The sequence below is a fragment of the Mesobacillus foraminis genome (assembly GCF_004340465.1).
GTDB lineage: Bacteria > Bacillota > Bacilli > Bacillales > Cytobacillaceae > Mesobacillus_B > Mesobacillus_B foraminis.
In genome coordinates this window covers 313,536-336,856 of sequence record NZ_SLVV01000005.1, presented here as the reverse complement: position 1 = coordinate 336,856, position 23,321 = coordinate 313,536, and the positions used below count along the sequence as shown (strand labels likewise).

General features: G+C 44.6%; 24 protein-coding genes. All 24 read left to right on the top strand.

The features are described 5' to 3' along the window. Positions 1–8 precede the first annotated feature (8 nt). Positions 9–1,025, top strand: a complete 1,017-nt coding sequence (gene plsX, locus EV146_RS10510; protein WP_132005612.1) for a phosphate acyltransferase PlsX — start codon at positions 9–11, stop codon at positions 1,023–1,025. Between the two features lie 2 nt (positions 1,026–1,027). After that, positions 1,028–1,978 (top strand): ACP S-malonyltransferase, encoded by a 951-nt coding sequence (gene fabD, locus EV146_RS10505; protein ID WP_132005609.1) that lies wholly within the window; start codon positions 1,028–1,030, stop codon positions 1,976–1,978. Beyond that, positions 1,975–2,718, top strand: a complete 744-nt coding sequence (fabG, locus tag EV146_RS10500) for a 3-oxoacyl-[acyl-carrier-protein] reductase (RefSeq protein ID WP_132005606.1) — start codon at positions 1,975–1,977, stop codon at positions 2,716–2,718. The genes fabD and fabG overlap by 4 nt, the downstream gene beginning before the upstream one ends. Before the next feature lie 107 nt (positions 2,719–2,825). Next, entirely contained in the window at positions 2,826–3,059 is a 234-nt protein-coding gene (locus tag EV146_RS10495) for an acyl carrier protein (RefSeq protein ID WP_121609291.1), read from the top strand. Between the two features lie 158 nt (positions 3,060–3,217). After that, the gene (gene rnc / locus EV146_RS10490; protein WP_121609290.1) at positions 3,218–3,991 is read left to right on the top strand and encodes a ribonuclease III; all 774 of its coding nucleotides are present in this window, start codon (positions 3,218–3,220) and stop codon (positions 3,989–3,991) included. A gap of 28 nt (positions 3,992–4,019) precedes the next feature. Next, the gene (smc, locus tag EV146_RS10485) at positions 4,020–7,586 is read left to right on the top strand and encodes a chromosome segregation protein SMC (RefSeq protein ID WP_132005603.1); all 3,567 of its coding nucleotides are present in this window, start codon (positions 4,020–4,022) and stop codon (positions 7,584–7,586) included. Positions 7,587–7,603: 17 nt separating this feature from the next. Then, positions 7,604–8,590, top strand: a complete 987-nt coding sequence (ftsY, locus tag EV146_RS10480; protein WP_241993884.1) for a signal recognition particle-docking protein FtsY — start codon at positions 7,604–7,606, stop codon at positions 8,588–8,590. 107 nt (positions 8,591–8,697) lie between these two features. Continuing rightward, the gene (locus tag EV146_RS10475) at positions 8,698–9,027 is read left to right on the top strand and encodes a putative DNA-binding protein (protein WP_132005597.1); all 330 of its coding nucleotides are present in this window, start codon (positions 8,698–8,700) and stop codon (positions 9,025–9,027) included. A gap of 14 nt (positions 9,028–9,041) precedes the next feature. Further along, positions 9,042–10,394 carry a signal recognition particle protein gene (gene ffh, locus EV146_RS10470; protein ID WP_121609286.1) on the top strand — a complete coding sequence of 451 codons (1,353 nt, stop codon included), beginning with the start codon at positions 9,042–9,044 and terminating at the stop codon, positions 10,392–10,394. A 98-nt stretch (positions 10,395–10,492) separates the two neighbouring features. Continuing rightward, on the top strand, positions 10,493–10,765 hold the full coding sequence (gene rpsP, locus EV146_RS10465; RefSeq protein ID WP_046522165.1) for a 30S ribosomal protein S16: 273 nt from the start codon (positions 10,493–10,495) through the stop codon (positions 10,763–10,765). Positions 10,766–10,776: 11 nt separating this feature from the next. Next, complete coding sequence (locus EV146_RS10460) at positions 10,777–11,007, top strand: KH domain-containing protein (protein WP_121613724.1); 231 nt, start codon at positions 10,777–10,779, stop codon at positions 11,005–11,007. A gap of 157 nt (positions 11,008–11,164) precedes the next feature. Further along, entirely contained in the window at positions 11,165–11,557 is a 393-nt protein-coding gene (locus EV146_RS10455; RefSeq protein WP_132005594.1) for a YlqD family protein, read from the top strand. 6 nt (positions 11,558–11,563) lie between these two features. Then, complete coding sequence (rimM, locus tag EV146_RS10450; RefSeq protein ID WP_132005591.1) at positions 11,564–12,082, top strand: ribosome maturation factor RimM; 519 nt, start codon at positions 11,564–11,566, stop codon at positions 12,080–12,082. Further along, positions 12,082–12,822 carry a tRNA (guanosine(37)-N1)-methyltransferase TrmD gene (gene trmD, locus EV146_RS10445; RefSeq protein WP_181215854.1) on the top strand — a complete coding sequence of 247 codons (741 nt, stop codon included), beginning with the start codon at positions 12,082–12,084 and terminating at the stop codon, positions 12,820–12,822. The genes rimM and trmD overlap by 1 nt, the downstream gene beginning before the upstream one ends. Before the next feature lie 128 nt (positions 12,823–12,950). After that, positions 12,951–13,295, top strand: a complete 345-nt coding sequence (gene rplS / locus EV146_RS10440; protein WP_132005585.1) for a 50S ribosomal protein L19 — start codon at positions 12,951–12,953, stop codon at positions 13,293–13,295. A gap of 192 nt (positions 13,296–13,487) precedes the next feature. After that, a complete protein-coding gene (gene lepB, locus EV146_RS10435) occupies positions 13,488–14,039 on the top strand; it encodes a signal peptidase I (protein ID WP_132005582.1) in 552 nt (183 codons plus the stop codon). 84 nt (positions 14,040–14,123) lie between these two features. Beyond that, positions 14,124–14,996: a ribosome biogenesis GTPase YlqF gene (ylqF, locus tag EV146_RS10430; protein WP_132005579.1), complete on the top strand. Its 873-nt coding sequence runs from the start codon at positions 14,124–14,126 to the stop codon at positions 14,994–14,996. A gap of 89 nt (positions 14,997–15,085) precedes the next feature. Then, a complete protein-coding gene (locus EV146_RS10425; RefSeq protein ID WP_132005576.1) occupies positions 15,086–15,862 on the top strand; it encodes a ribonuclease HII in 777 nt (258 codons plus the stop codon). A gap of 15 nt (positions 15,863–15,877) precedes the next feature. Continuing rightward, positions 15,878–17,179: a hypothetical protein gene (locus EV146_RS10420; protein WP_132005573.1), complete on the top strand. Its 1,302-nt coding sequence runs from the start codon at positions 15,878–15,880 to the stop codon at positions 17,177–17,179. Further along, positions 17,176–17,472: an EscU/YscU/HrcU family type III secretion system export apparatus switch protein gene (locus tag EV146_RS10415; RefSeq protein WP_132005570.1), complete on the top strand. Its 297-nt coding sequence runs from the start codon at positions 17,176–17,178 to the stop codon at positions 17,470–17,472. The genes EV146_RS10420 and EV146_RS10415 overlap by 4 nt, the downstream gene beginning before the upstream one ends. Before the next feature lie 297 nt (positions 17,473–17,769). Further along, a complete protein-coding gene (sucC, locus tag EV146_RS10410; protein ID WP_121609276.1) occupies positions 17,770–18,930 on the top strand; it encodes an ADP-forming succinate--CoA ligase subunit beta in 1,161 nt (386 codons plus the stop codon). Positions 18,931–18,951: 21 nt separating this feature from the next. Continuing rightward, positions 18,952–19,854, top strand: coding sequence for a succinate--CoA ligase subunit alpha (gene sucD / locus EV146_RS10405; RefSeq protein WP_121609275.1), 903 nt, complete (start codon positions 18,952–18,954; stop codon positions 19,852–19,854). Between the two features lie 85 nt (positions 19,855–19,939). Next, positions 19,940–20,800, top strand: a complete 861-nt coding sequence (dprA, locus tag EV146_RS10400; protein WP_132005567.1) for a DNA-processing protein DprA — start codon at positions 19,940–19,942, stop codon at positions 20,798–20,800. A 280-nt stretch (positions 20,801–21,080) separates the two neighbouring features. Then, entirely contained in the window at positions 21,081–23,156 is a 2,076-nt protein-coding gene (gene topA, locus EV146_RS10395; protein WP_132005564.1) for a type I DNA topoisomerase, read from the top strand. Positions 23,157–23,321: the final 165 nt, after the last annotated feature.

Here is a 23,321-nt window from a genome sequence, read left to right as displayed (position 1 = left end):
TGAAACATATGAGATTTGCAATCGATGCGATGGGCGGCGATCATGCCCCGAAAGAAATCGTCCTTGGTGCTGTGAAGGCCGTTCAGGCATTTAATGATATACATATCATCCTTGTCGGGGATGAAAGAAGAATCAGGGAGCATCTCACTGAAGAGGACAGAATTGAAATCCTTCATACCGAAGAAGTGATACTGAGCACTGATGAACCAGTCAGGGCAGTCAGGCGCAAGAAGGATGCCTCAATGGTTCTGGCCGCAAGACAGGTTGCGGAAGGGAAAGCGGACGCGTGTGTATCTGCAGGCAATACAGGGGCCCTGATGGCAGCCGGCCTGTTTGTTGTAGGCAGGATTGAAGGGATTGAGCGTCCAGCGCTGGCTCCTACACTGCCAACTTTGGGCGGAGAAGGCTTTTTGCTTCTTGACGTAGGCGCAAACGCAGATGCCAAAGCAGAGCATCTGCTGCAGTATGCCCTAATGGGATCCATATACAGTGAAAAGGCCAGGGGCATAATCAGGCCGAGGGTCGGATTGCTGAATATAGGCACAGAAGAAAAGAAGGGAAATGAATTAACCAAAGGTGCATTTTCGCTTTTAAAGGATGCGGATATCCACTTTGTTGGGAATGTTGAAGCCAGGGACCTTCTTGATGGAGTCGCGGATGTCGTGGTCACAGATGGCTTTACAGGAAACATGGTGTTGAAGACAGTTGAGGGAACGGCTATGTCTGTTTTTAAAATGATGAAGACCGCCCTGACGTCAAGCCTGAAAAGCAAGCTTGCTGCGGCTGTCCTGAAGCCAGATTTAACCGTTTTAAAAAATAAAATGGATTATACGGAATATGGCGGTGCAGGCCTGTTCGGCTTAAAAGCACCAGTGATCAAGGCGCATGGCTCCTCAGATGCCAATGCGATCTACAATTCAATCCGGCAGGCAAGAGAAATGGTTCAGAATGATGTTGCCGGAACCATTAAAAAGGCCGTTGAACAGCACAATGCACGTCAGGATAGTGAAAATAAAGGAGGATGAACATGGGGAAAATAGCGTTTCTATTTCCGGGTCAGGGTTCGCAGCAGGCAGGAATGGGAAAAGCCCTTGCTGAATCAAATGAGTCTGTCTCCTCGTTCTTTCAAAAGGCAGACGAAGTGTTAAAGGAAAACCTGAGCACCCTTATTTTTGAGGGACCCCAGGACAAGCTTACCCTAACGGTTAATGCCCAGCCGGCTCTGCTGACCACCAGCATTGCCCTGCTCGAATATTTCAGGCAATCAGGAATCCAGCCGGATTATACGGCAGGCCATAGTCTGGGAGAATACTCTGCGCTTGTGGCAGCAGGAGCATTTTCTTTTGAAGACGGAGTGTATGCGGTCCGCAAGCGCGGGGAATTGATGGAGAAGGCCGTGCCGAATGGTGAAGGCACAATGGCTGCAGTACTTGGTCTTGACCGCGAAAAATTGTCCGCTGTTTGTGAGGAAGCAACAGCGGAAGGAACACCGGTTCAGCTCGCAAATTTGAACTGTCCTGGGCAAATTGTGATTTCAGGCTCTAAACAAGGGGTTGAATCAGCAGCTTCAAAAGCGAAAGATGCGGGTGCGAAGCGGGTGATTCCTCTGGATGTAAGCGGCCCGTTCCATTCGCAGCTGATGAAGCCTGCAGCGGATGAATTCAGGAATGTCCTTGACGGTCTCAGCATCAGCAGGGCCAGTATACCGGTGATTGCAAATGTGACTGCAGCTCCGATGCAGGATGCGGGTGAAATTAAGGAGAAGCTAATACAGCAGCTCTATTCTCCTGTTCTATGGGAAGATTCGGTTTCCGCGATGATTGAGCTTGGTGTGGATACGTTTGTAGAAATTGGCCCGGGTAAAGTACTTTCCGGCCTAGTCAAAAAAATTAATCGTTCAGTCAAAACCTTCTCAGTTTATGACCAGGAAAGCTGTGAGGCAGCGATTGCGGCTTTAAAGGAGGATAACCAGGCATGAGGCTCGAAGGAAAAGCAGTCCTTGTTACAGGGGCATCAAGAGGAATAGGACGCGAAGTTGCCCTTGAACTTGCTAGGGAAGGTGCAAATGTCGCGATTAATTATGCCGGCAGTGAGGCAAAGGCAGCTGAGGTTGCAGAAGAAATCAAGACCATGGGCAGAGAAGCGATTGTTATCCAGGCGGATGTTTCCAATCCAGAAGCAGTTGATGCCATGGTAAAAGAAACAATTGAGGTATTTGGCAAGCTAGATATCCTTGTCAATAATGCCGGAATTACAAAAGATAACCTATTAATGCGTATGAAGGAATCTGATTGGGATGATGTTATAAACATTAACTTAAAAGGAGTCTTCCTATGTACCAAGGCTGTAACAAGGCAGATGATGAAGCAGCGCTGCGGAAGGATCATAAACATTTCCTCCATTGTCGGCGTTAGCGGAAACGCCGGCCAGGCAAATTATGTAGCAGCTAAAGCTGGTGTCATCGGCTTGACAAAAACAACGGCAAAGGAGCTGGCAACTAGAGGGATTACCGTAAATGCAGTTGCTCCAGGCTTTATAACGACTGATATGACGGATAAGCTTAATGATGACACAAAAGCTGAAATGCTGAAGCAAATTCCGCTTGGCAAGCTTGGAGAACCAAGTGATGTTGCCAAAACGGTCGCTTTCCTGGCTTCTGAAGACAGCAGGTATATGACCGGACAGACACTGCATGTAGACGGCGGAATGGTCATGTAAACAGTGATGCTTCAGGTATATTGACGAATCCTGCTGCATGTTGTCTGATTTACACTTTATTATTTAATTTAAATCATCTATAATGGCTTGAGGGGAGGTGAGCAGGCATGGCAGAAGTATTAGAACGCGTAACAAAAATTATTGTTGATCGTTTAGGAGTTGACGAAGGCCAGGTAACTCTTGAAGCATCTTTCAAAGATGACCTTGGTGCAGATTCCCTTGATGTAGTTGAACTGGTTATGGAATTAGAGGATGAGTTCAACACAGAAATCTCCGATGATGATGCTGAGAAAATCGCTACAGTTGGTGACGCTGTAAATTACATAAATAGCAAAATGTAACTGTGGATTTGATCTAAAAGCTCCGTTTTTAACGGGGCTTTCTTCTATATAGAGGCAGCAGCTGATTCGAAATATATTTTGAAGGTTTTTTTGCGTTTTACCCGTTTTTTTTTGTAAACTAGATTTAGTGTGTAAATTTTGAGCAAGGTGGAATTGTGATGCGCAATATCGGCAAAGACAAGGATAAAAAATTTTTTCGCGCAAAGGATCAAAAATTTAAGGAATTCCAGGCAAGAATTGGGATTCAATTTCAAAATGAGAAACTCCTGAAACAGGCATTCACCCATTCATCTTATGTGAATGAGCATCGCCGCAAGCCCTATGAAGATAACGAGAGGCTCGAATTCCTTGGGGACGCTGTACTCGAACTGACTGTTTCCCATTTTCTGTATAAAAAATACCCGATGATGTCGGAAGGTGAGTTGACAAAGCTTAGAGCAGCGGTTGTTTGTGAACCATCCCTCGTAGCATTTGCCAACACTTTGAACTTTGGGGAAGTTGTTCTCCTTGGGAAAGGGGAAGAGATGACAGGTGGCAGAACGAGACCTGCACTCCTCGCGGACGTCTTTGAAGCGTTTATTGGGGCTTTATATCTTGATAAGGGAATTGATACAGTTACTTCCTTTCTGGAAAAAGTGGTATTTCCAAAGATTGACGCTGGTGCTTTTTCTCATGTGATGGATTTTAAGAGTCAACTGCAGGAGCTTGTCCAGCGTGATGCCGGCGGAATGCTCGAGTATAAAATTTTAACGGAGACCGGTCCTGCCCATAATCGGGAATTCGAATCCAGGGTCTCCCTTAACGGAGAAGAACTGGGTACGGGCAAAGGAAGGTCCAAAAAGGAAGCGGAACAGCATGCAGCCCAAAAGGCACTCGAAAAACTAAAAACACATATGGAAGCGATCTCGAAGAAAAACGACAGCCAGAATTAAGATAAACTTAAAGGGGAGAGCGCAAGTAGTGTATTTAAAACGTTTAGATGTGGTAGGCTTTAAATCCTTTGCCGAGCGGACTGGCGTTGAATTTGTTCCGGGAGTCACTGCAGTGGTGGGCCCGAATGGGAGCGGTAAGAGCAATATCACGGATGCCATCCGCTGGGTTCTTGGGGAACAATCGGCAAAATCGCTGCGCGGGGCAAAAATGGAAGATATCATTTTTGCAGGCAGTGATACAAGGAAGGCTCTGAATTTTGCTGAAGTCACGCTTACACTTGATAATGAGGATCAGGCTCTGCCGGTCGATTACAATGAGGTAAGTGTAACTAGAAGGGTTTACCGCTCAGGCGAAAGTGAGTTTCTGATCAATAAGCAGAGTTGCAGATTAAAAGATATAATTGAGCTGTTTATGGACTCGGGCTTAGGCAGGGAAGCATTTTCAATTATTTCCCAGGGGAAGGTTGAAGAAATTCTTAATAGCAAACCCGAGGAAAGAAGAACCATTTTTGAAGAAGCCGCCGGGGTTCTAAAATACAAAACCAGGAAGAAAAAAGCAGAGAACAAGCTCTTTGAAACCCAGGAAAATCTCAACAGGGTGGCAGATATAATCCATGAGCTTGAAAGCCAGGTAGAGCCATTAAAAATCCAGGCTTCCATTGCTAAAGATTATCTTGAAAAAAAGGAAGAGCTTGAAAAGATTGAGGTGGCGCTCACTGCTTATGAAATTGAGGAACTCCATGGCAGATGGGAACAGCTTTCAAAACAGGTAGAAGAACATAAGAGACATGAAAACGAACTGTCGTCCTCCCTGCAAAAAAAGGAGGCGGCAATCCAAAAGCTTCGCAATCAATTGACTTACCTGGATGATTCTATCAGCAGTCTTCAAAATGACCTGCTTCTTGCAAGTGAAGAGCTGGAAAAGCTTGAAGGGAAAAAAGAAGTCCTGAAGGAACGGAAAAAAAATGCTTCCCAGCATAAAGAGCAGCTTAAAAAGAATATCGAGGATATCTCTGCACGAATTGAACACCTGAACAGCATTAGAGCGGGGCAGGAAGAAGCCGTTGCAGTTCTGGGAAAAGAATCAGCAAAACTCCAGGAAGACCTTCAAGAGCGCCAACAAAAGCTCAAGCTATACAGCGAGGACATTGAGTGGAGAATTGAATCATTAAAAAGTGACTATATCGAATTATTGAATCAGCAGGCCAGTGCCAGAAACGAGTTGAGCTTCATTGGGCAGCAGCTGGAACAGCAGGCTTCACGAAACAGCCGGCTGGACGGGGAAAATGAACGGTTTCTGGTAATTCGGGATGAGATTGCCAGCAAGAAAATTGAAACGAAAAAATTGCTGGACAGCCTTCATCTGGAGCTTGAAGCCCAAGGTAAGGAATACTATAAAGAGCAGCGAAAGCTTGAATCATTGAGGGGCAATTATGACAAGCATGAAAAAACCCTGTATCAGGCTTATCAGTTCCTTCAGCAGGCTAAGTCCAAGAAAGAAATGCTCGAGGAATTAGAAGAAGAATATTCAGGTTTCTTCCAGGGAGTCAAAGAGATCTTAAAAGCCAGAGGAAGGAAGCTAAAAGGGATTGAGGGGGCCGTTGCTGAATTAATCAAGGTACCGAAGCAATATGATATTGCTCTGGAAACAGCCCTTGGCGGTGCCATGCAGCATATTGTTGTCGGCACTGAGGAGGATGCCCGTGCAGCCATCCGTTATTTAAAGCAGCAAGCTTATGGGCGTGCCACCTTCCTTCCTTTGAGTGTGATAAAAGGCCGGATGCTGGCAAACCATCAGCTTTCTTTACTTTCCCAGCATGCTTCATTTGTTGGGACTGCAGTCAGTCTGGTGGGGTTTGACAAGAAGTATGAGGAGATCATAAGCAGCCTTCTCGGCAATGTAGTCGTGGCGAAGGACTTGAAAGGGGCAAATGAGATTGCCCGCCTTTTGCATTACAAGAGCCGGATTGTCACCCTTGAAGGGGATGTGGTAAATCCGGGAGGCTCAATGTCCGGGGGAACAGCAAAAAAGAATTCCTCATCACTATTAAGCCGAAAAGCCGAACTGGAAGAATTAAAAGTAAAGCTTTTTGATATGGAAGAAAAAACAAAAGTTCTGGAAGTCCGGTTCAGGGCCATGAAATCTGAATTGCAGGAAGCGACAGCTAATTTAGATTCCATGCGGAAAAGAGGCGAAGAGCTTCGGTTAAAGGAGCAATCTCTCAAGGGTGAATTGCGTGAGGTAGAGATTGAGGAAAAAAATATAAATGAGCGTCTGGCTGTTTACGATGCTGAAAAATCCCAGTTCAGCGAAGAGAAACACCGTCTGATGGAAAGGGAAAAGGAACTGGAAGCACTCGTTAAGCAGCATCAGGAAAAGCTGACTGCGCTGGATAGCCAGATTTCTAATCTGACACTGCTAAAAAACACCAATCTTACTTCAAAAGAGACCCTTCTTTCTGAAATAGGTGATTTAAAGGTAGTGTTTGCCGCAAATAAGGAACAGTTGAGCCATGCAAAAGAAAAGCTGGAAAGTGCCATTCAGGAATTGCGTGAACAGGAGGAAAGGCTAATCTCCTTCAAGGAAGACCTAAACCTGCTCTCTTCAGAAATGACTGATAACTCTTCGGGTGAAAACCAGCTTGTAGAGGCGGCAAGAAAAAAACTTGAGGACAAAAATTCCACACTAAGGCTCATCTCTGCCAAAAGGGAAGAGCGTTTGGCTGGACAATCCAAATTGGAGGACGTGGAGCTTGAAGCAAAAGAATTAAAACGTCAATACAAGGGTCTGACAGAGGCCCTGAAAGATGAGGAAGTCAAGCTTACCAGATTGGATGTGGAGCTCGATAACCGAATTGCCCATCTGCGTGAAGAGTATCTCCTGTCTTTTGAAGCAGCCAAAGAGCAATATCCTTTGCCTGTCCCGGCTGATGAAGCCCGAAAAAAAGTGAAGCTGATCAGGCTTGCAATTGAGGAATTGGGCACGGTTAATCTCGGAGCAATTGATGAGTATGAGCGTGTATCAGAACGCTATGAATTTCTTCTCGAACAGAAGAACGACCTTCAGGAAGCAAAAGACACACTTTTCCAGGTTATTGGTGAAATGGATATGGAAATGAAGAAACGGTTTGAGGAAACCTTCGCAGCGGTCCGTTCCTATTTTGAATCGACTTTCCAGGCTTTGTTTGGAGGCGGCAGGGCTGACCTTAGGCTCACACAGCCTGATGACCTGCTGAATACAGGAGTGGAGCTTGTTGCCCAGCCTCCAGGGAAGAAGCTGCAGAATCTTGGGCTGTTATCAGGCGGAGAGCGGGCTTTAACAGCCATTGCTCTGCTATTTTCAATTTTAAAGGTTCGGCCTGTGCCATTCTGTATTTTGGATGAAGTGGAGGCGGCTCTCGATGAGGCAAACGTATTCCGTTTCAGCCAATACCTGAAGCGCTACAGCTCGGACACGCAATTCATAGTGATTACGCATCGGAAAGGTACGATGGAAGAGGCAGATGTACTGTACGGTGTCACGATGCAGGAGTCCGGAGTATCCAAGCTTATATCAGTAAAGCTGGAGGAAACGAAAAACCTGGTGAAATCCTAAAGGAAGGCAGTGAGACAGTGAGTTTCTTTAAAAAGTTAAAAGAAAAAATTACAAAGCAGACAGAAACTGTCAGCGAAAAATTTAAAGATGGCCTAACAAAGACAAGGGATAACTTTTCAGGTAAGGTAAATGACCTTGTTGCCCGTTACCGTAAAGTGGATGAGGACTTTTTCGAAGAACTGGAAGAAATCCTGATTGGTGCGGATGTAGGTTTTGAAACAGTAATGGAGCTGATCGATGAGCTCAAAATGGAAGTGAAGCGGAGAAATATCCAGGATCCAAGGGAAGTCCAGGCAGTTATTTCTGAAAAGCTTGTCGACATTTATGAAGGAGCCGGCGAAGAAAAGAGCAGCCTGAACATTCAAAGTGAAGGGCCGACAGTGATTTTATTTGTCGGGGTGAACGGAGTCGGGAAGACCACAACAATTGGAAAGCTTGCCCATAAATTTAAGGAAGAAGGCAAGAATGTACTTCTTGCTGCTGGAGATACATTCCGTGCAGGAGCGATCGATCAGCTTGAGGTTTGGGGTGACAGAGTAGGAGTGGGTGTCATTAAACAGGCGGAAGGTTCGGATCCAGCTGCCGTGATGTATGATGCTATACGTGCGGCCAAATCCCGCAATGTGGATGTCCTGTTATGCGATACCGCAGGCCGCCTGCAAAATAAGGTGAACTTAATGAAAGAGCTTGAAAAGGTAAAGCGCGTGATTGAGCGGGAAATTCCTGGCGCTCCTCATGAAGTCCTTCTGGTTCTCGATGCCACAACCGGACAAAATGCACTGATCCAAGCGAAAACCTTTAAAGAAGCCACAAATGTAAGCGGGATTGTACTGACCAAGCTTGACGGAACCGCCAAAGGCGGAATCGTCCTCGCTATTCGGAATGAGCTGAACATCCCGGTTAAGTTTGTTGGATTAGGGGAAAAGCTGGATGATCTTCAAGAATTCGATGCAGAAAAGTATGTTTATGGTCTTTTTGCGGATTTGGTGGAGAAAGCTGAGTAGCCAGGGAGAGCCCGGGCTCTTCCTTTTTCGCTATCTTGACAGAATCAACCTTACTGTGTAGACTATTTCTATGTAAAGGCTTTTCACTTAACATTGGGGGTGTGAAGATGCTTGAGAAAACAACCCGCATGAATTATCTTTATGATTTTTATCAGGCACTATTGACTCCCAAGCAGCAAAGCTATATGTCCCTCTATTATTTAGATGATTATTCTCTTGGTGAAATTGCGGAAGAATATGATGTTAGCCGCCAGGCGGTCTATGACAATATAAAAAGAACGGAAGCAATGCTGGAGGAGTATGAAGAGAAGCTGATGCTGTTCCAGAAATTCCAGGAGCGAAAAAATCTGATTGCGAGAATGAAAGAAAACCTGGCTGAGGATGCCGATCTTGAAGCCTTGTCAGGGTTAATCGCTGAGATCGAGAAATTAGATTAGGAGGCGGCGATATAATGGCATTTGAAGGATTGGCCGACCGACTGCAAAATACAATGCAAAAAATCCGCGGGAAAGGGAAAGTATCCGAAGCGGATGTGAAAGAAATGATGCGTGAGGTCCGCCTGGCTCTATTGGAGGCAGACGTAAACTTCAAGGTAGTCAAAGATTTTGTCAAAAAAGTAAGCGAAAGGTCTGTCGGTCAGGAGGTCATGAAGAGCCTTACTCCAGGCCAGCAGGTTATTAAGGTTGTAAAGGAAGAACTTACTGAGCTCATGGGCGGAGAGCAAAGTAAAATTGCCGTTGCGAACCGCCCCCCAACCGTCATTATGATGGTGGGACTGCAGGGGGCCGGTAAGACGACCACTACAGGAAAGCTTGCCAACCTCCTTCGTAAAAAATATAATCGCAAGCCAATGCTGGTGGCGGCCGATATCTATCGCCCCGCAGCTATCAAACAGCTTGAAACGCTGGGCAAACAGCTGAATATGCCAGTATTCTCACTGGGAGATCAGGTCAGCCCGGTTGAAATTGCGAGACAGGCAATTGCCAAGGCAAAAGAAGATCATCATGATTATGTCCTGATTGATACAGCCGGCCGTCTGCATGTAGATGAAAAACTGATGGACGAGCTGAAAGAGATTAAGGAACTCTCAAAACCGGACGAAATATTCCTGGTGGTCGACGCAATGACGGGACAGGATGCTGTCAATGTCGCCCAAAGTTTTAATGAACAAATGGGATTGACGGGAGTAGTCCTGACAAAGCTTGATGGAGATACCCGCGGCGGTGCGGCCCTTTCTATCCGTGCGGTTACCGGCACACCAATTAAATTTGTCGGTCTTGGGGAAAAGCTGGATGCTCTGGAAACCTTCCATCCTGAACGGATGTCGTCCCGTATTCTGGGCATGGGTGATGTGCTTTCCCTTATTGAGAAAGCACAGGCAAATGTCGATGAGGAGAAGGCAAAAGAGCTCGAGCAAAAAATGCGTACAGCTTCTTTTACTCTTGACGACTTCCTTGAGCAGCTGGGACAGGTCCGCAATATGGGACCGCTCGACGAACTGCTGAAAATGATGCCCGGAGCCAATAAAATTAAAGGCTTGAACAATCTGCAAATTGAAGAAAAACAAATTTCCCATGTCGAAGCAATCATTCAGTCGATGACAAAGGAAGAAAAGACTCATCCTGAGATTATCAATGCAAACAGGCGGAAACGGATTGCAAAAGGAAGCGGGAGAACCGTTCCTGAAGTCAATCGCCTGCTTAAGCAGTTTGAAGATATGAAGAAAATGATGAAGCAAATGACGGGAATGCAGCAAAAAGGGAAGAAAAAAGGCGGTTTCAAGCTTCCTTTCAACCCTTTTTAACGGCAAAATTAACCTGTAAAGAAAAAAACCTTTACAACAAAAAAACAATTTGGTATTATTTTATCTTGTGTGAAACTATTCGGAGGTGCTTATTTAAAATGGCAGTAAAAATTCGTTTAAAGCGTATGGGAGCTAAAAAGTCTCCTTTCTATCGTATTGTTGTAGCAGATTCTCGTTCTCCTCGTGACGGACGTTTCATTGAAACAGTGGGAACTTACAACCCAGTTGCCCAGCCGGCAATCGTGGACATCAACGAAGAACTTGCTCTTAAGTGGCTGCAAGATGGTGCAAAGCCATCTGATACAGTTCGCAACTTGTTCTCTAACCAAGGCATCATGGAAAAATTCCATAATGCTAAGCTTAGCAAGTAATTGTGAACAGCATGAAAGAATTAATTGAGACAATCGTAAAGCCCCTTGTTGATTTTCCTGATGATATTCATGTCGATTCCGTCGAAGAGGATCAAAAGATCACTTATAAACTATCCTGTAATAAATCGGATATGGGCAAAGTGATCGGCAAACAGGGGCGAGTTGCAAAGGCCATCAGAACTGTCGTCTATGCAGCAGGATCCTCACAGCAAAAGAAGATCTTTTTAGAGATTGTTGAATAATAACCGGAAGCTAAAAGCGAAGGTTAAAAAAAAATGGAGGGGATCCCCTCCATTTTTTTCATTCCTGGAACTTTTCATATATAATAGGTGTGCGCGCCATGAATGTGTCTTTACATAGTAGAAAAAATAGAATAGATGAACCTGGGGAGGGTTGGCTGTGAAAGTGCTGCAAACTGTTGTGGTAAAACAAGTGTTGACGGAAACCAGCAAGCAAGGGCTCCTCAAAAAATATCAGGAAAGAAAATTTCAATTGCAGAAAGAATGCCATCAGCTAATATTTGAATTAAAAAAACAGGAAAAATCAAAAAAATTCCCTTCCGAAAGTCTAAAAAAACATTTTGGAAATGAAATGAACTCATATAAGGAAAAAATAAAGCTGCTAGACTTTCAGATTGAGCAATTACATATCCTTCCGCTTGGAAGTGAGCTGAAAGAAACAGAACTGCAGTCAATAGTCGACTTAAATGAGGGAGATGCCTGGGACGGATTCCTTTCAGGGAAGGCCGTTATTATAAAAGACGGCATCGTGGTTGAAATACGCGAGAGGTGATGAAGAATGGAAAAATGGTTTAATGTCGGGAAAATCGTCAATACTCATGGCATAAAAGGCGAAGTCAGGGTGATTTCGAGGACGGACTTTCCGGATGAAAGGTATAAAAGAGGGAACATTCTTTTTCTATTTATGAAAGGATTAAAGGAACCGCAGGAGCTGGTCGTAAATAGTCACAGGAGGCATAAAAATTTTGATTTGCTTACGTTTGAAGGGTACGACAATGTGAATCAAGTCGAGCACATGAGGGACGGGATCCTCAAGGTCCCGGAAAGCCAGCGAGGAACTCTTAAGGAAGGAGAATATTATTTCCAGGATATCATCGGCTGCCAGGTCTCGACGATTGATGGAGGAGAAATTGGCAAGGTATCCGAAATCTTGACTCCAGGAGCGAATGATGTTTGGGTGATTAAGAATCCGAAGGGCAAAGAGATATTAATTCCGTACATTGAGGACGTTGTCAAAAAGGTTGATGTAAAAGAAAAGGTTATTATCATTGAACCTATGGAAGGCCTTTTATCATGATGAAAATCGATATATTATCCATTTTCCCGGAAATGTTTGATGGGGTACTCGGACATTCCATCCTCAAGAAGGCAGCTGACAAACAAGCAGTGAACTATCAGATCGTGAATTTTCGTGAATATGCCGACAATCGCCATCAAACGGTGGATGATTACCCTTATGGCGGAGGGGCAGGCATGGTATTGAAGCCGCAGCCCATATTTGATGCTGTCGAGGATTTAATGCAGAAGGCCGTGAGCAAGAAGCCCCGCGTCATTTTAATGTGCCCGCAGGGGGAGCGGTATTCACAAAGGAAAGCAGAGGAACTTTCGAAAGAAGATCATTTGATTTTTATATGCGGCCATTACGAAGGCTATGATGAAAGGATACGGGAGCATCTTATTACGGAAGAAATCTCGATTGGCGATTATGTGTTGACAGGTGGGGAATTGGGAGCCATGGTTGTGATAGACAGCGTTGTCCGTCTGCTTCCGGGTGTTCTGGGAAGTGAGGAATCCCATATTCAGGATTCCTTCAGTACAGGCTTGCTGGAGCATCCCCATTATACAAGGCCTGCTGATTTTCGCGGCATGAAGGTTCCTGATGTCCTGCTTTCCGGAAACCACCGCCTTATTGAGGAATGGAGGGTCAAAGAATCCCTGCGACGTACCCATACTCGCCGTCCGGACTTGTTTGAAGATATTGACCTTCCTGACGAACATCAAAAATGGCTCTCGGAAATAAAAAAACAAGATGAATAGCTATTGCAGTCACATAGTCAATATGGTATGATACTATTTGTGGCTTGGGCCAATAGGCTCGCGTCATTGATAACGATGTTCCGCTGTACAAGAACGTGCAAGAGCATCTGTGGGAGGAGTTGAAAACGATGCAACAGTTAATTCAAGAAATTACAAAAGAACAGCTTCGCAGCGATCTTCCTGCGTTCCGTCCTGGTGACACTGTACGTGTACACGTTAAGGTTGTCGAGGGAACACGTGAACGTATTCAGATCTACGAAGGTGTTGTTATTAAGCGTCGTGGTGGTGGAATCAGCGAAACTTTTACAGTGCGTAAAGTTTCTTATGGTGTAGGCGTAGAGCGTACATTCCCTGTTCATACACCAAAAATTGCGAAGCTTGAAGTAATCCGCCGCGGTAAAGTCCGCCGTGCGAAACTTTACTACCTGCGTAACCTTCGCGGTAAAAAAGCTCGTATCAAAGAAATCCGCTAATATAACGCATGCAGAAAGGAGCTTGTCTGACAAGCTCCTTTTTCATAGGAAAAAACCATTATTTGCACCGTGTTCAGTTGGCCATATGAGTAATTTACATAAAAAAACACTCCCATCGTGTTTAACTTAAACAACTTATGTAAAATAAAGCTATAATGAGGTATTGATTATCTGAGAAATGGTGGGAAAAGAATGGCGAAAAAAAAGAACGAATTCTGGGAATGGACAAAAGCGTTAATTATAGCCGTGGTGCTCGCGGCTGTCATAAGATATTTTTTATTTGCACCCATTGTGGTTGACGGACTGTCAATGATGCCAACTCTTCATGACCAGGACAGGATGATTGTCAATAAGCTGAGCTATAAAATAGGTGAGCCGGAAAGATTCGATATTGTGGTCTTTCATGCGCCGGAGAATAAGGATTACATAAAGCGGGTGATCGGCCTCCCGGGCGACACCATTGAATATCGTGACGATACCTTATATGTGAATGGCAAAGCATATGAAGAACCTTATTTGGAAGAATATAAACAGCAGGTGATTGATGGTCCGCTAACAGATCCATTTACGCTTGAAGAAAAGATTGGCAGGGAAACAGTTCCTGAAGGCCATATTTTCGTAATGGGAGATAACCGCAGGTTCAGCAAGGACAGCCGCCATATTGGGACGGTTCCCCTGGAAGAGGTCCTGGGGAAAACGAGCATTATTTATTGGCCGTTAGAGGACATTAGAACAATCGATTAGTTATTGGCGCCTCGTTTAAGCCTGATCAGTGTAGATTGGTGCTGGACAGGCGCTTTTACATTTTTTTAAAGGAGGGTTTCTTCTTTGACAATTCAATGGTTTCCGGGACATATGGCAAAAGCCCGGAGAGAAGTTACAGAGAAGCTGAAGCTTGTCGATATTATATTTGAACTGGTGGATGCCAGAATTCCTTTTTCATCACGGAATCCCATGATTGATGAAATCATTCAGCACAAGCCAAGGATCGTGCTGTTAAATAAAGCGGACATGGCGGACAAGGAAATTACCGCAGAGTGGATCCGCTATTTTAAAAACCAGGGAATTACCGCCCTGGCCATTAACTCGCAGGCCGGAACGGGATTGAAGCAAATTGTCACCGAGGCTAAAGGGCTGTTAAGTGAGAAGTTTGAGCGTCTTAAATCAAAAGGTGTCAAGCCTCGAGCAATCAGGGCCATGATTGTGGGGATTCCCAATGCTGGAAAGTCGACTCTGATTAATCGGCTCCACGGAAAAAATATTGCGAAGACGGGCAATATGCCAGGAGTGACTAAATCCCAGCAGTGGATTAAGGTGGGGAAGGAGCTTGAACTCCTGGATACACCCGGAATCCTTTGGCCGAAATTTGAGGACCAGCAGGTTGGCTTGAAGCTGGCGGTTACGGGAGCAATTAAAGATGCCATCTTAAATTTGCAGGATGTGGCCGTATATGCTCTCAGGTTCATGGGGAACCATTACCCGCAACGCTTGGAAGAAAGATTCGGGATTAGTGAAATACCTGATGATATCGTGGAATTATTTGATAAAATCGGCAACTCAAGAGGGTTCAAGCTTTCGGGTGGAGACATTGATTATGATAAAGTATCAGAGACTGTAATCAGAGAAATCCGCGGGGAAAAACTGGGATCGTTGTCTTTCGAGAGACCTGCTGATTTAATGGCTCAAGAGGAAGGCCAATGAGTTTAAAAGGAATGAGGTCCCTCGGCGGGGCCTTTATTTTTTTTCGAATATGCCGATAAAAAAGTGATCACTAGTTTAGGGAGTAGAGTATGAAGAATTTGACGATTGAAGAAATTGAAAGGAAGCTTTTCCTGGAAACAAAGGCAGATAAAGAATTTATTGAGCTGCTGAAAAAAGATGGGCGCAAAGGGGTCCATCGGGTACTTGAAAAATGGCTGAAGGAGCAGGAAAAGGAACAAATGCTCCTTGAAAAATTCAAGGAAATGACATCTTTTGAACGTAAACTAAGAGCGCAGGGGTTCCAGCAGATTGCAGGTATCGATGAGGCAGGACGAGGTCCTCTGGCCGGGCCCGTAGTGGCGGCAGCTGTCATTCTCCCGGAAAACTTCAATTTGCCTGGAATTAACGATTCTAAAAAGCTGAGTGTGCAAAAAAGGCAAGAATACTTCCGAGTGATTGAAAAAGAGGCGACAGCAATTGGGATCGGCATTATTGGAGCTGAGGAAATTGACTCCATCAATATTCTTCAGGCTGCCAAAAAGGCAATGCTCAATGCCCTGGCAGAACTGACGGTTAAGCCGGATTATCTGCTGATTGATGCAGTCAGCCTTGAGACTCCTTACCCTGCCGAAGCACTGATTAAAGGGGATGCACGCAGTGTTACTATTGCCGCTGCTTCCATTATTGCGAAAGTAACACGGGACCGGCTGATGAAGGAAATCGGTGAAAGGTATCGTGAATATGGATTTGCATCAAATATGGGATACGGGACTAGCGAGCATCTGGAGGCATTGCACAGGTATGGAGCTAGCCCATGCCATCGAAAAAGCTTTGCCCCTGTAAGGGATTCTCTGGGGAGGATTTAAAGAGAAGGTGGAGGAATGTTAGAAGCAGGAGCTATTCAGGCATTGCTGAATCAGACTCGAAGTCTTGAGGGAAACACGGCTATATTCAGGCCAGGACAGATTATTACAGGCAAGGCAGACAAGCTTTATCCAGATGGGCTGGCCGTGATACAGGTTGGAAGCCAAAAGGTAACAGCGAAGCTGGAAACGGGTCTTTCGGTCGGACAGCGGTACTGGTTCCAGGTCCAGCCTGGCAATGGAAAAGTCCATTTGAAGATGCTCATGCCTGATAACAAAAGGAAACCGGACGAAGAAGGAATTGCTGGATTGCTTTTAAAGCTGTCCATTCCTTCAACCAGGGAGAATATCGAAATGGCTCGCTATTTCATAAAAGAACGTCTTCCGTTAACGAAAGAGGTGCTTGTGAAGGCAGCGGAATTGACAAAGGGTGATAAGGCCGGAGAAGTCCTCGAAATCTTGAAATTTCTTTTATTGAGAGGAATTACTCCCACAAAGGACACTCTTACAGCCCTTCAGATAGCCCGTAATGGCCACCCTCTGCCTAGCCTGATAGAAAGCCTTGATAATGCCCTGGAGGCTTACTCAGAGGACTCTGAGACCATATTAGAGCTAAAGAAGGTACTGAAAGACCTGAAGGAGTCCGGAAGAAGCGGATTTAATGAGGAAAATGGGACCAGTAAACCAGGACATATAAATGAGGGAAGAATAAAGCAATTTTTAACTAAGCTTGGGCTTAACTATGAGTCCAGAGTCTCAGAAGTGTTAAACAGCAGTTCGGGGCCCGCGGAGCCTGTGGAGGCGGTAAAGCCTTTGCTCTTGAAGCTTCTTTCGGAGAATCCGCCGCAGCCTTTAAAGGACGCAGCAGAGCAGCTTGTAGGAAAAATTACCGGACTGCAGCTGCTTTCCCATGAATCCGGGCCCGTACAGCAGCTGATGTTTCAAATTCCTTTTTCCCCGAGTACTAATGGAGAAATAACCATGCAATGGAGCGGAAAGAAGCAGCCTGATGGAAGTATTGATCCCGATTATTGTCGGGTGCTTTTTTACTTGGAACTTAAGGAACTTAATCACACAATTGTCGACCTGCAAATTCAGAATCGGATATTGTCTGTTTATGTCATAAATGAAAACGAGAAACTAAAGCAGCTGGCGTCGCCCTTGATTGGCACATTAAAAGCCAGCCTTGCCAAAATCGAGTATCAGCTGTCGGCTGTGAGCTTTATAAAACCGAAAGAAGCATGTATACAGCATGCCGCAAAACAAATGGGTAATTACGCCCATCAGAACAAATACAGCAGGATGGACTTGAGAATATGAGAGAAGTGAAGCAATATCAGCGAAGGGCAGCAGTAGCGCTGGGATATAATCACGGGCAGGAAGCTGCTCCTAAAGTATTGGCAAAAGGAAAAGGGCACACAGCTGAGAATATTATCCAGAAGGCAAAAGAAAATAACTTGCCGATCCAGGAAGACCCTTCCCTTGTAGAAATGCTGAGCCAGCTGGAATTGAACCAAAGGATTCCTGAAGAGCTTTACGAGGCGGTGGCGGAAGTCTTTACTTTTATCTATAAAATTGAGGAGAAAACGGCCGCAGGCAATAGCAAGGAATAATACCAGGATAATATTTTAAAGCCATTAGGTGGAATCGATATAATTCCAAATCAGGAAACGGGGCGTTCGTTCGTCTCGTTTTATTTGTGTCCCGGCACGCATATGTTAGGTATTTTTGCAATATTTAAAATGACATAATATTTAAACCATAATGGTAGACAAGCAATATATCATTATATACAATGAAAGCGCAGTCTATTTTTTGTAAAATATAAGAGTATAAAAATCTCTATCTAGGCTGGCGATTCAGAAAGAATTGATAGCCATCTTGCACGGAGATTGATAGGAGGATGGGAAATGAATATCCATGAGTATCAAGGGAAAGAGGTCCTCAGACAATACGGAGTTGCGGTTCCGAACGGAAAAGTTGCTTTTAGTGTCGAAGAAGCTGTCGAAGCTGCAAAAGAATTAGGGACCCAGGTATGTGTAGTCAAGGCGCAAATCCATGCTGGCGGACGCGGAAAAGCCGGAGGAGTAAAAGTTGCAAAAAACCTTGATGAGGTACGTACATATGCAAGCGAAATTTTAGGGAAAACGCTCGTCACTCACCAGACAGGCCCTGAAGGCAAGGAAGTTAAACGCCTGCTGATTGAAGAAGGCTGTGACATAAAAAAGGAATACTATGTGGGCCTTGTACTTGACCGTGCAACTTCACGTGTTGTTTTAATGGCATCCGAAGAAGGCGGAACAGAAATTGAGGAAGTAGCAGAACAGACTCCCGAGAAAATCTTCAAGGAAGAAATCGACCCTGTAGTCGGTCTCACACCATTCCAGGCGCGCCGTGTGGCGTTTAATATCAATATTCCCAAGGAGCTTGTCAACCAGGCGGTCAAGTTCATGATGGGTCTTTATAATGCATATATCGACAAGGATTGCTCCATTGCAGAAATCAATCCCCTTGTTATCACCGGAGACGGAAAGGTTATGGCTCTTGACGCCAAGCTTAACTTCGATTCCAATGCACTGTACCGCCACAAGGACATTCTGGAGTTCCGTGATCTTGAAGAAGAGGATCCAAAGGAAATTGAAGCTTCGAAATATGACTTAAGCTATATATCACTTGATGGCAACATCGGATGCATGGTTAACGGTGCCGGTTTGGCAATGGCGACGATGGATATCGTCAAGCATTACGGCGGCGAACCGGCCAACTTCCTTGATGTTGGGGGCGGTGCAACTGCCGAGAAAGTTACCGAAGCATTTAAAATCATCCTTTCTGACCAGAACGTAAAAGGGATTTTTGTCAATATCTTTGGCGGAATCATGAAGTGTGACGTCATCGCTACGGGTGTCGTGGAAGCGGCCAAACAAATTGGTCTCGAAGTGCCTTTGGTTGTACGTCTTGAAGGTACAAATGTTGATCTGGGCAAAAAGATTCTGAATGAATCCGGCCTTAATATCGTTGCAGCAGAATCAATGGCTGACGGCGCACAGAAAATCGTTTCATTAGTAAAGTAGGATAGGAAGGAGAAAGTTGTCATGAGTGTATTCATTAATAAAGATACAAAAGTGATCGTACAGGGAATCACTGGTTCAACAGCCCTTTTTCATACAAAACAGATGCTGGAATACGGGACAAAAATTGTTGGCGGAACAACTCCGGGAAAAGGCGGCCAGGAAGTGGAAGGAGTTCCGGTATTCAACACAGTCAAGGAAGCCGTTGAGGCCACAGGTGCAACTGCATCCGTAATCTATGTACCGGCACCATTTGCTGCTGATGCCATCATGGAAGCTGTTGATGCAGAGCTTGATCTTGCTATTTGTATTACAGAACACATTCCAGTATTGGATATGGTTAAAGTTAAACGTTATATGGAGGGCAAGAAAACCCGTCTCGTGGGTCCAAACTGCCCTGGTGTCATCACTGCGGACGAATGTAAAATTGGCATTATGCCAGGATATATTCATACAAAAGGCCATGTAGGTGTCGTATCCCGGTCAGGAACGCTGACTTATGAAGCCGTTCATCAGCTTACGCAAGCTGGAATTGGCCAGACAACAGCTGTCGGAATTGGCGGAGACCCGGTAAATGGGACAAACTTCATCGATGTATTGAAAGCTTTCAATGAGGATCCCGAGACTTATGCGGTTATCATGATTGGTGAAATCGGCGGTACAGCAGAAGAAGAAGCTGCTGAGTGGGTGAAAGCGAATATGAAGAAACCTGTAGTTGGCTTTATCGGCGGACGTACCGCACCTCCGGGGAAGCGCATGGGCCATGCTGGCGCGATTATTTCCGGAGGAAAAGGAACAGCAGATGAAAAAATCCGCGTCATGAACGAGTGCGGAATAAAAGTTGCTGAAACTCCTTCGGTCATGGGTGAGACGTTAATCGGTGTCCTTAAAGAACAGGGACTATATGACAAATGTAAAACACACTAATGAATAAGGCAAACTGGTCCCTCTGATATTGGAGGGGCTGTTTGCAATTATCTTTTTCCCGATTAAAATCAAAGGAGACCTATGAATGGATGAATTTAAAAAAAGGCTGGTCCATTTGGTTCACTGTAAGCATATAAGCTGGAAAACAATTGCTGCTTTTTTGAAGGAAGACCCTGAACTCTCTTTCGTTTCTTCTTCCCACTCCAATTCCTCTGCTACTAAACACTCTTCGAAAATCCCGCCTTCGATGATGAAAAACATTCCCATTGACAACCTGCTTGAACGGTATCAACATGATGAAGTCAAGATAATCAGTTTTTTTGATTGCGAGTATCCTGCAATTTTAAAGTCAATCTACCAGCCCCCTTGGGTACTGTTTGCAAAAGGCCATACCAGCCTGCTGGAAGCAGATTTCCCGCTGGCTGTAGTAGGGAGCAGGGAGGCTTCGCTATATGGGAAACAAGTAATTGACTTCTTGTTTCCGGAACTAATTAAGCACGGGGCAGTCGTTTTCAGCGGGCTGGCAAAAGGGATCGATACTTTAGCCCATCTTTCGGCGATAAATCATCACGGCAGGACTGTTGCTGTGATTGCAGGAGGGTTTGAACACATTTACCCTAAGCAAAATAAAGAACTGGCGGAGAAGCTGATGAGAGAGCATTTAATTATATCAGAATATCCTCCTGGCACAAGGCCCGAAAAGTGGCATTTCCCGTTCAGAAACAGAATCATTAGCGGTCTTTCGAAAGGCACGCTTGTCATTGAAGCTAAAAGAAGGAGCGGATCATTTATAACCGCCGATTTTGCTCTGAATGAAGGCAGGGAGGTATTTGCTGTGCCAGGAAGCATACTGTCACCCTCCCATACAGGAACAAACGACCTTATTCAGATGGGGGCCAAGCTAGTGAAGGAACCAAAAGATATAATAGAAGAAATTTTTTTGTAGAAGCAGGTATTTTTCAAAGAAATTCCTGTATATTTAGTCATAATTAGAAGAAATATTACAGGCATGAACAATCGTTTTCTGAAAAATAAACTACAAAATGGTTGAAATTATTTTAAATCTGTTATACATTTTGCATCAGGAAACAAAAGTGTAAAGGCATTTTCGCGTTAATTGATAAAAAACGAATGAGAAAACGGTTACTTTACCCAAGTATTGACAATGGGGAGCACCATATTAAATAATAGTGGTAATTTTATTCCCTCTAAGGAGGACTAACTGGATGTCGGAATTTTTAGTCATCGTTGAATCACCCGCAAAGGCGAAAACGATTGAGCGTTATCTTGGAAAGAAATATAAAGTAAAAGCTTCCATGGGCCATGTCATAGATTTGCCAAAGAGCCAGATGGGAGTCGATATAGAGCGGCAATTTGAGCCGAAATATATTACTATTCGCGGGAAAGGCCCAGTTTTAAAAGAATTAAAAACTGCGGCGAAAAAAGCAAAAAAGATTTTTCTCGCGGCCGACCCTGATAGAGAAGGGGAGGCCATTGCATGGCATCTGGCTCACAGCCTTGATGTTGATGTAAACTCAGACTGCCGGGTTGTCTTTAACGAAATTACAAAAGATGCTATAAAAGATTCCTTCAAGCATCCAAGACCAATTAACAAGGATCTTGTAGATGCCCAACAGGCTCGCCGCGTTTTAGACAGGCTGGTTGGATATAACATCAGTCCATTGCTCTGGAAGAAAGTAAAAAAGGGTTTAAGCGCAGGCAGGGTTCAATCCGTTGCACTCCGATTGATTATTGACAGGGAAAAAGAAATACAGAAGTTTGAGCCGGAAGAATATTGGACTATCGGGGCGGAGTTCTTAAAGGGAAAATCAATGTTTGAGGGGTCCTTCTATGGAATAAACGGCAAGAAAGCGGAACTGAAATCAGAAAGTGAAGTTCAAAACATCCTAAAGCAAATCAAAGACAATAAATTTAAGGTGGTATCGGTAACCAAGAAAGAGCGGAAACGCAATCCGGCACCTGCATTTATTACATCCTCCCTTCAGCAGGAAGCAGCCAGAAAATTAAACTTCAGGGCCAAAAAGACCATGATGCTTGCCCAGCAGCTTTACGAAGGGATCGATTTGGGCAAAGAAGGAACTGTCGGTTTAATCACTTATATGAGAACAGATTCCACCAGAATTTCCGAGGTCGCCCAGGGAGAAGCCAGCCGTTATATTGAAACAGAATACGGCAAGGAATATCTTAAAACAGAAGCAAAAAAAGAAAAGAAACAGACAAATGCGCAGGATGCACATGAAGGTATCCGACCAACAAGTGTACTCAGGGAACCAAATACCCTCAAGGAGTTTTTGTCCCGTGACCAGCTTCGCCTGTACAAATTAATTTGGGAGCGGTTCGTAGCCAGCCAGATGTCACCTGCTGTCATGGACACGATGAGTGTGGATCTCGATAATTCAGGGGTCATCTTCAGGGCTACAGGTTCAAAAGTTAAATTTCCAGGCTTTATGAAGGTCTATGTAGAAGGAACGGATGACCAGGTGGAGGAAAAAGACCGTCTGCTTCCTGACCTTAAAGAAGGCGATGAGATCTTGAAAAAAGATATCGAGCCAAAACAGCATTTTACTCAGCCGCCGCCAAGGTACACGGAAGCGAGGCTTGTGCGAACTCTTGAAGAGCTTGGGATCGGAAGGCCGTCCACCTATGCTCCAACACTCGATACCATTCAGAAGAGAGGGTATGTCAGCCTTGATAACAAGCGCTTTGTACCGACTGAACTGGGAGAAATCATTCACGAGTTAATGCTGGAGTTTTTCCCGGACATCATTGATGTAGAATTCACGGCGAAAATGGAACAGGACTTGGACAATGTGGAGGACGGGAAAAAGAATTGGGTAAAAATCATTGATGACTTCTATCAGGAGTTTGAACTGCACCTCAAGAAAGCGGAACAGGAAATGCAGGAAATAGAGATCAAGGATGAGCCTGCAGGCGAAGATTGTGAACTGTGCTCCAGCCCTATGGTATTTAAAATGGGCCGATACGGCAAATTCATGGCATGCAGCAATTTTCCGGACTGCCGCAACACCAAAGCAATTGTTAAGGAGATTGGCGTAAAATGTCCTAATTGCAAGGACGGGAACATCATTGAAAGAAAGAGCAAGAAACGCCGGATTTTCTACGGGTGCGACAATTTCCCTGAATGTGAATTCCTCTCCTGGGATAAGCCGATTGCCCGCAGCTGTCCTAAATGTGACAGCCTGATGGTAGAGAAAAAGCTTAAAAAAGGTATCCAGGTCACATGTACAGAATGTGATTATAAGGAAGCCCAGCAAAGCTAGAGTGAGCAAAAATGCTCACTCTTTTCCTTTTGATTGAATGTATGTTAAAATCAAATTTTCTCAGTTTGAAACTTTTTTCTTTTAATTTCGTACTGTAAAGTGCAAAATGGACTATTGAGGGTAAAATATTATCATTGTATTTTTAATATAAGAAACAACTGGAGG

Excerpts from the sequence above, each read along its gene's own strand:
- plsX (WP_132005612.1), top strand. The coding sequence starts at position 9 with ATGAGATTTGCAATCGATGCGATGGGCGGCGATCATGCCCCGAAAGAA.
- fabD (WP_132005609.1), top strand. The coding sequence starts at position 1,028 with ATGGGGAAAATAGCGTTTCTATTTCCGGGTCAGGGTTCGCAGCAGGCA.
- fabG (WP_132005606.1), top strand. The coding sequence starts at position 1,975 with ATGAGGCTCGAAGGAAAAGCAGTCCTTGTTACAGGGGCATCAAGAGGA.
- EV146_RS10495 (WP_121609291.1), top strand. The coding sequence starts at position 2,826 with ATGGCAGAAGTATTAGAACGCGTAACAAAAATTATTGTTGATCGTTTA.
- rnc (WP_121609290.1), top strand. The coding sequence starts at position 3,218 with ATGCGCAATATCGGCAAAGACAAGGATAAAAAATTTTTTCGCGCAAAG.
- EV146_RS10475 (WP_132005597.1), top strand. The coding sequence starts at position 8,698 with ATGCTTGAGAAAACAACCCGCATGAATTATCTTTATGATTTTTATCAG.
- ffh (WP_121609286.1), top strand. The coding sequence starts at position 9,042 with ATGGCATTTGAAGGATTGGCCGACCGACTGCAAAATACAATGCAAAAA.
- rpsP (WP_046522165.1), top strand. The coding sequence starts at position 10,493 with ATGGCAGTAAAAATTCGTTTAAAGCGTATGGGAGCTAAAAAGTCTCCT.
- EV146_RS10460 (WP_121613724.1), top strand. The coding sequence starts at position 10,777 with ATGAAAGAATTAATTGAGACAATCGTAAAGCCCCTTGTTGATTTTCCT.
- rimM (WP_132005591.1), top strand. The coding sequence starts at position 11,564 with ATGGAAAAATGGTTTAATGTCGGGAAAATCGTCAATACTCATGGCATA.
- trmD (WP_181215854.1), top strand. The coding sequence starts at position 12,082 with ATGAAAATCGATATATTATCCATTTTCCCGGAAATGTTTGATGGGGTA.
- rplS (WP_132005585.1), top strand. The coding sequence starts at position 12,951 with ATGCAACAGTTAATTCAAGAAATTACAAAAGAACAGCTTCGCAGCGAT.
- lepB (WP_132005582.1), top strand. The coding sequence starts at position 13,488 with ATGGCGAAAAAAAAGAACGAATTCTGGGAATGGACAAAAGCGTTAATT.
- EV146_RS10425 (WP_132005576.1), top strand. The coding sequence starts at position 15,086 with ATGAAGAATTTGACGATTGAAGAAATTGAAAGGAAGCTTTTCCTGGAA.
- EV146_RS10420 (WP_132005573.1), top strand. The coding sequence starts at position 15,878 with ATGTTAGAAGCAGGAGCTATTCAGGCATTGCTGAATCAGACTCGAAGT.
- EV146_RS10415 (WP_132005570.1), top strand. The coding sequence starts at position 17,176 with ATGAGAGAAGTGAAGCAATATCAGCGAAGGGCAGCAGTAGCGCTGGGA.
- sucC (WP_121609276.1), top strand. The coding sequence starts at position 17,770 with ATGAATATCCATGAGTATCAAGGGAAAGAGGTCCTCAGACAATACGGA.
- sucD (WP_121609275.1), top strand. The coding sequence starts at position 18,952 with ATGAGTGTATTCATTAATAAAGATACAAAAGTGATCGTACAGGGAATC.
- dprA (WP_132005567.1), top strand. The coding sequence starts at position 19,940 with ATGGATGAATTTAAAAAAAGGCTGGTCCATTTGGTTCACTGTAAGCAT.
- topA (WP_132005564.1), top strand. The coding sequence starts at position 21,081 with ATGTCGGAATTTTTAGTCATCGTTGAATCACCCGCAAAGGCGAAAACG.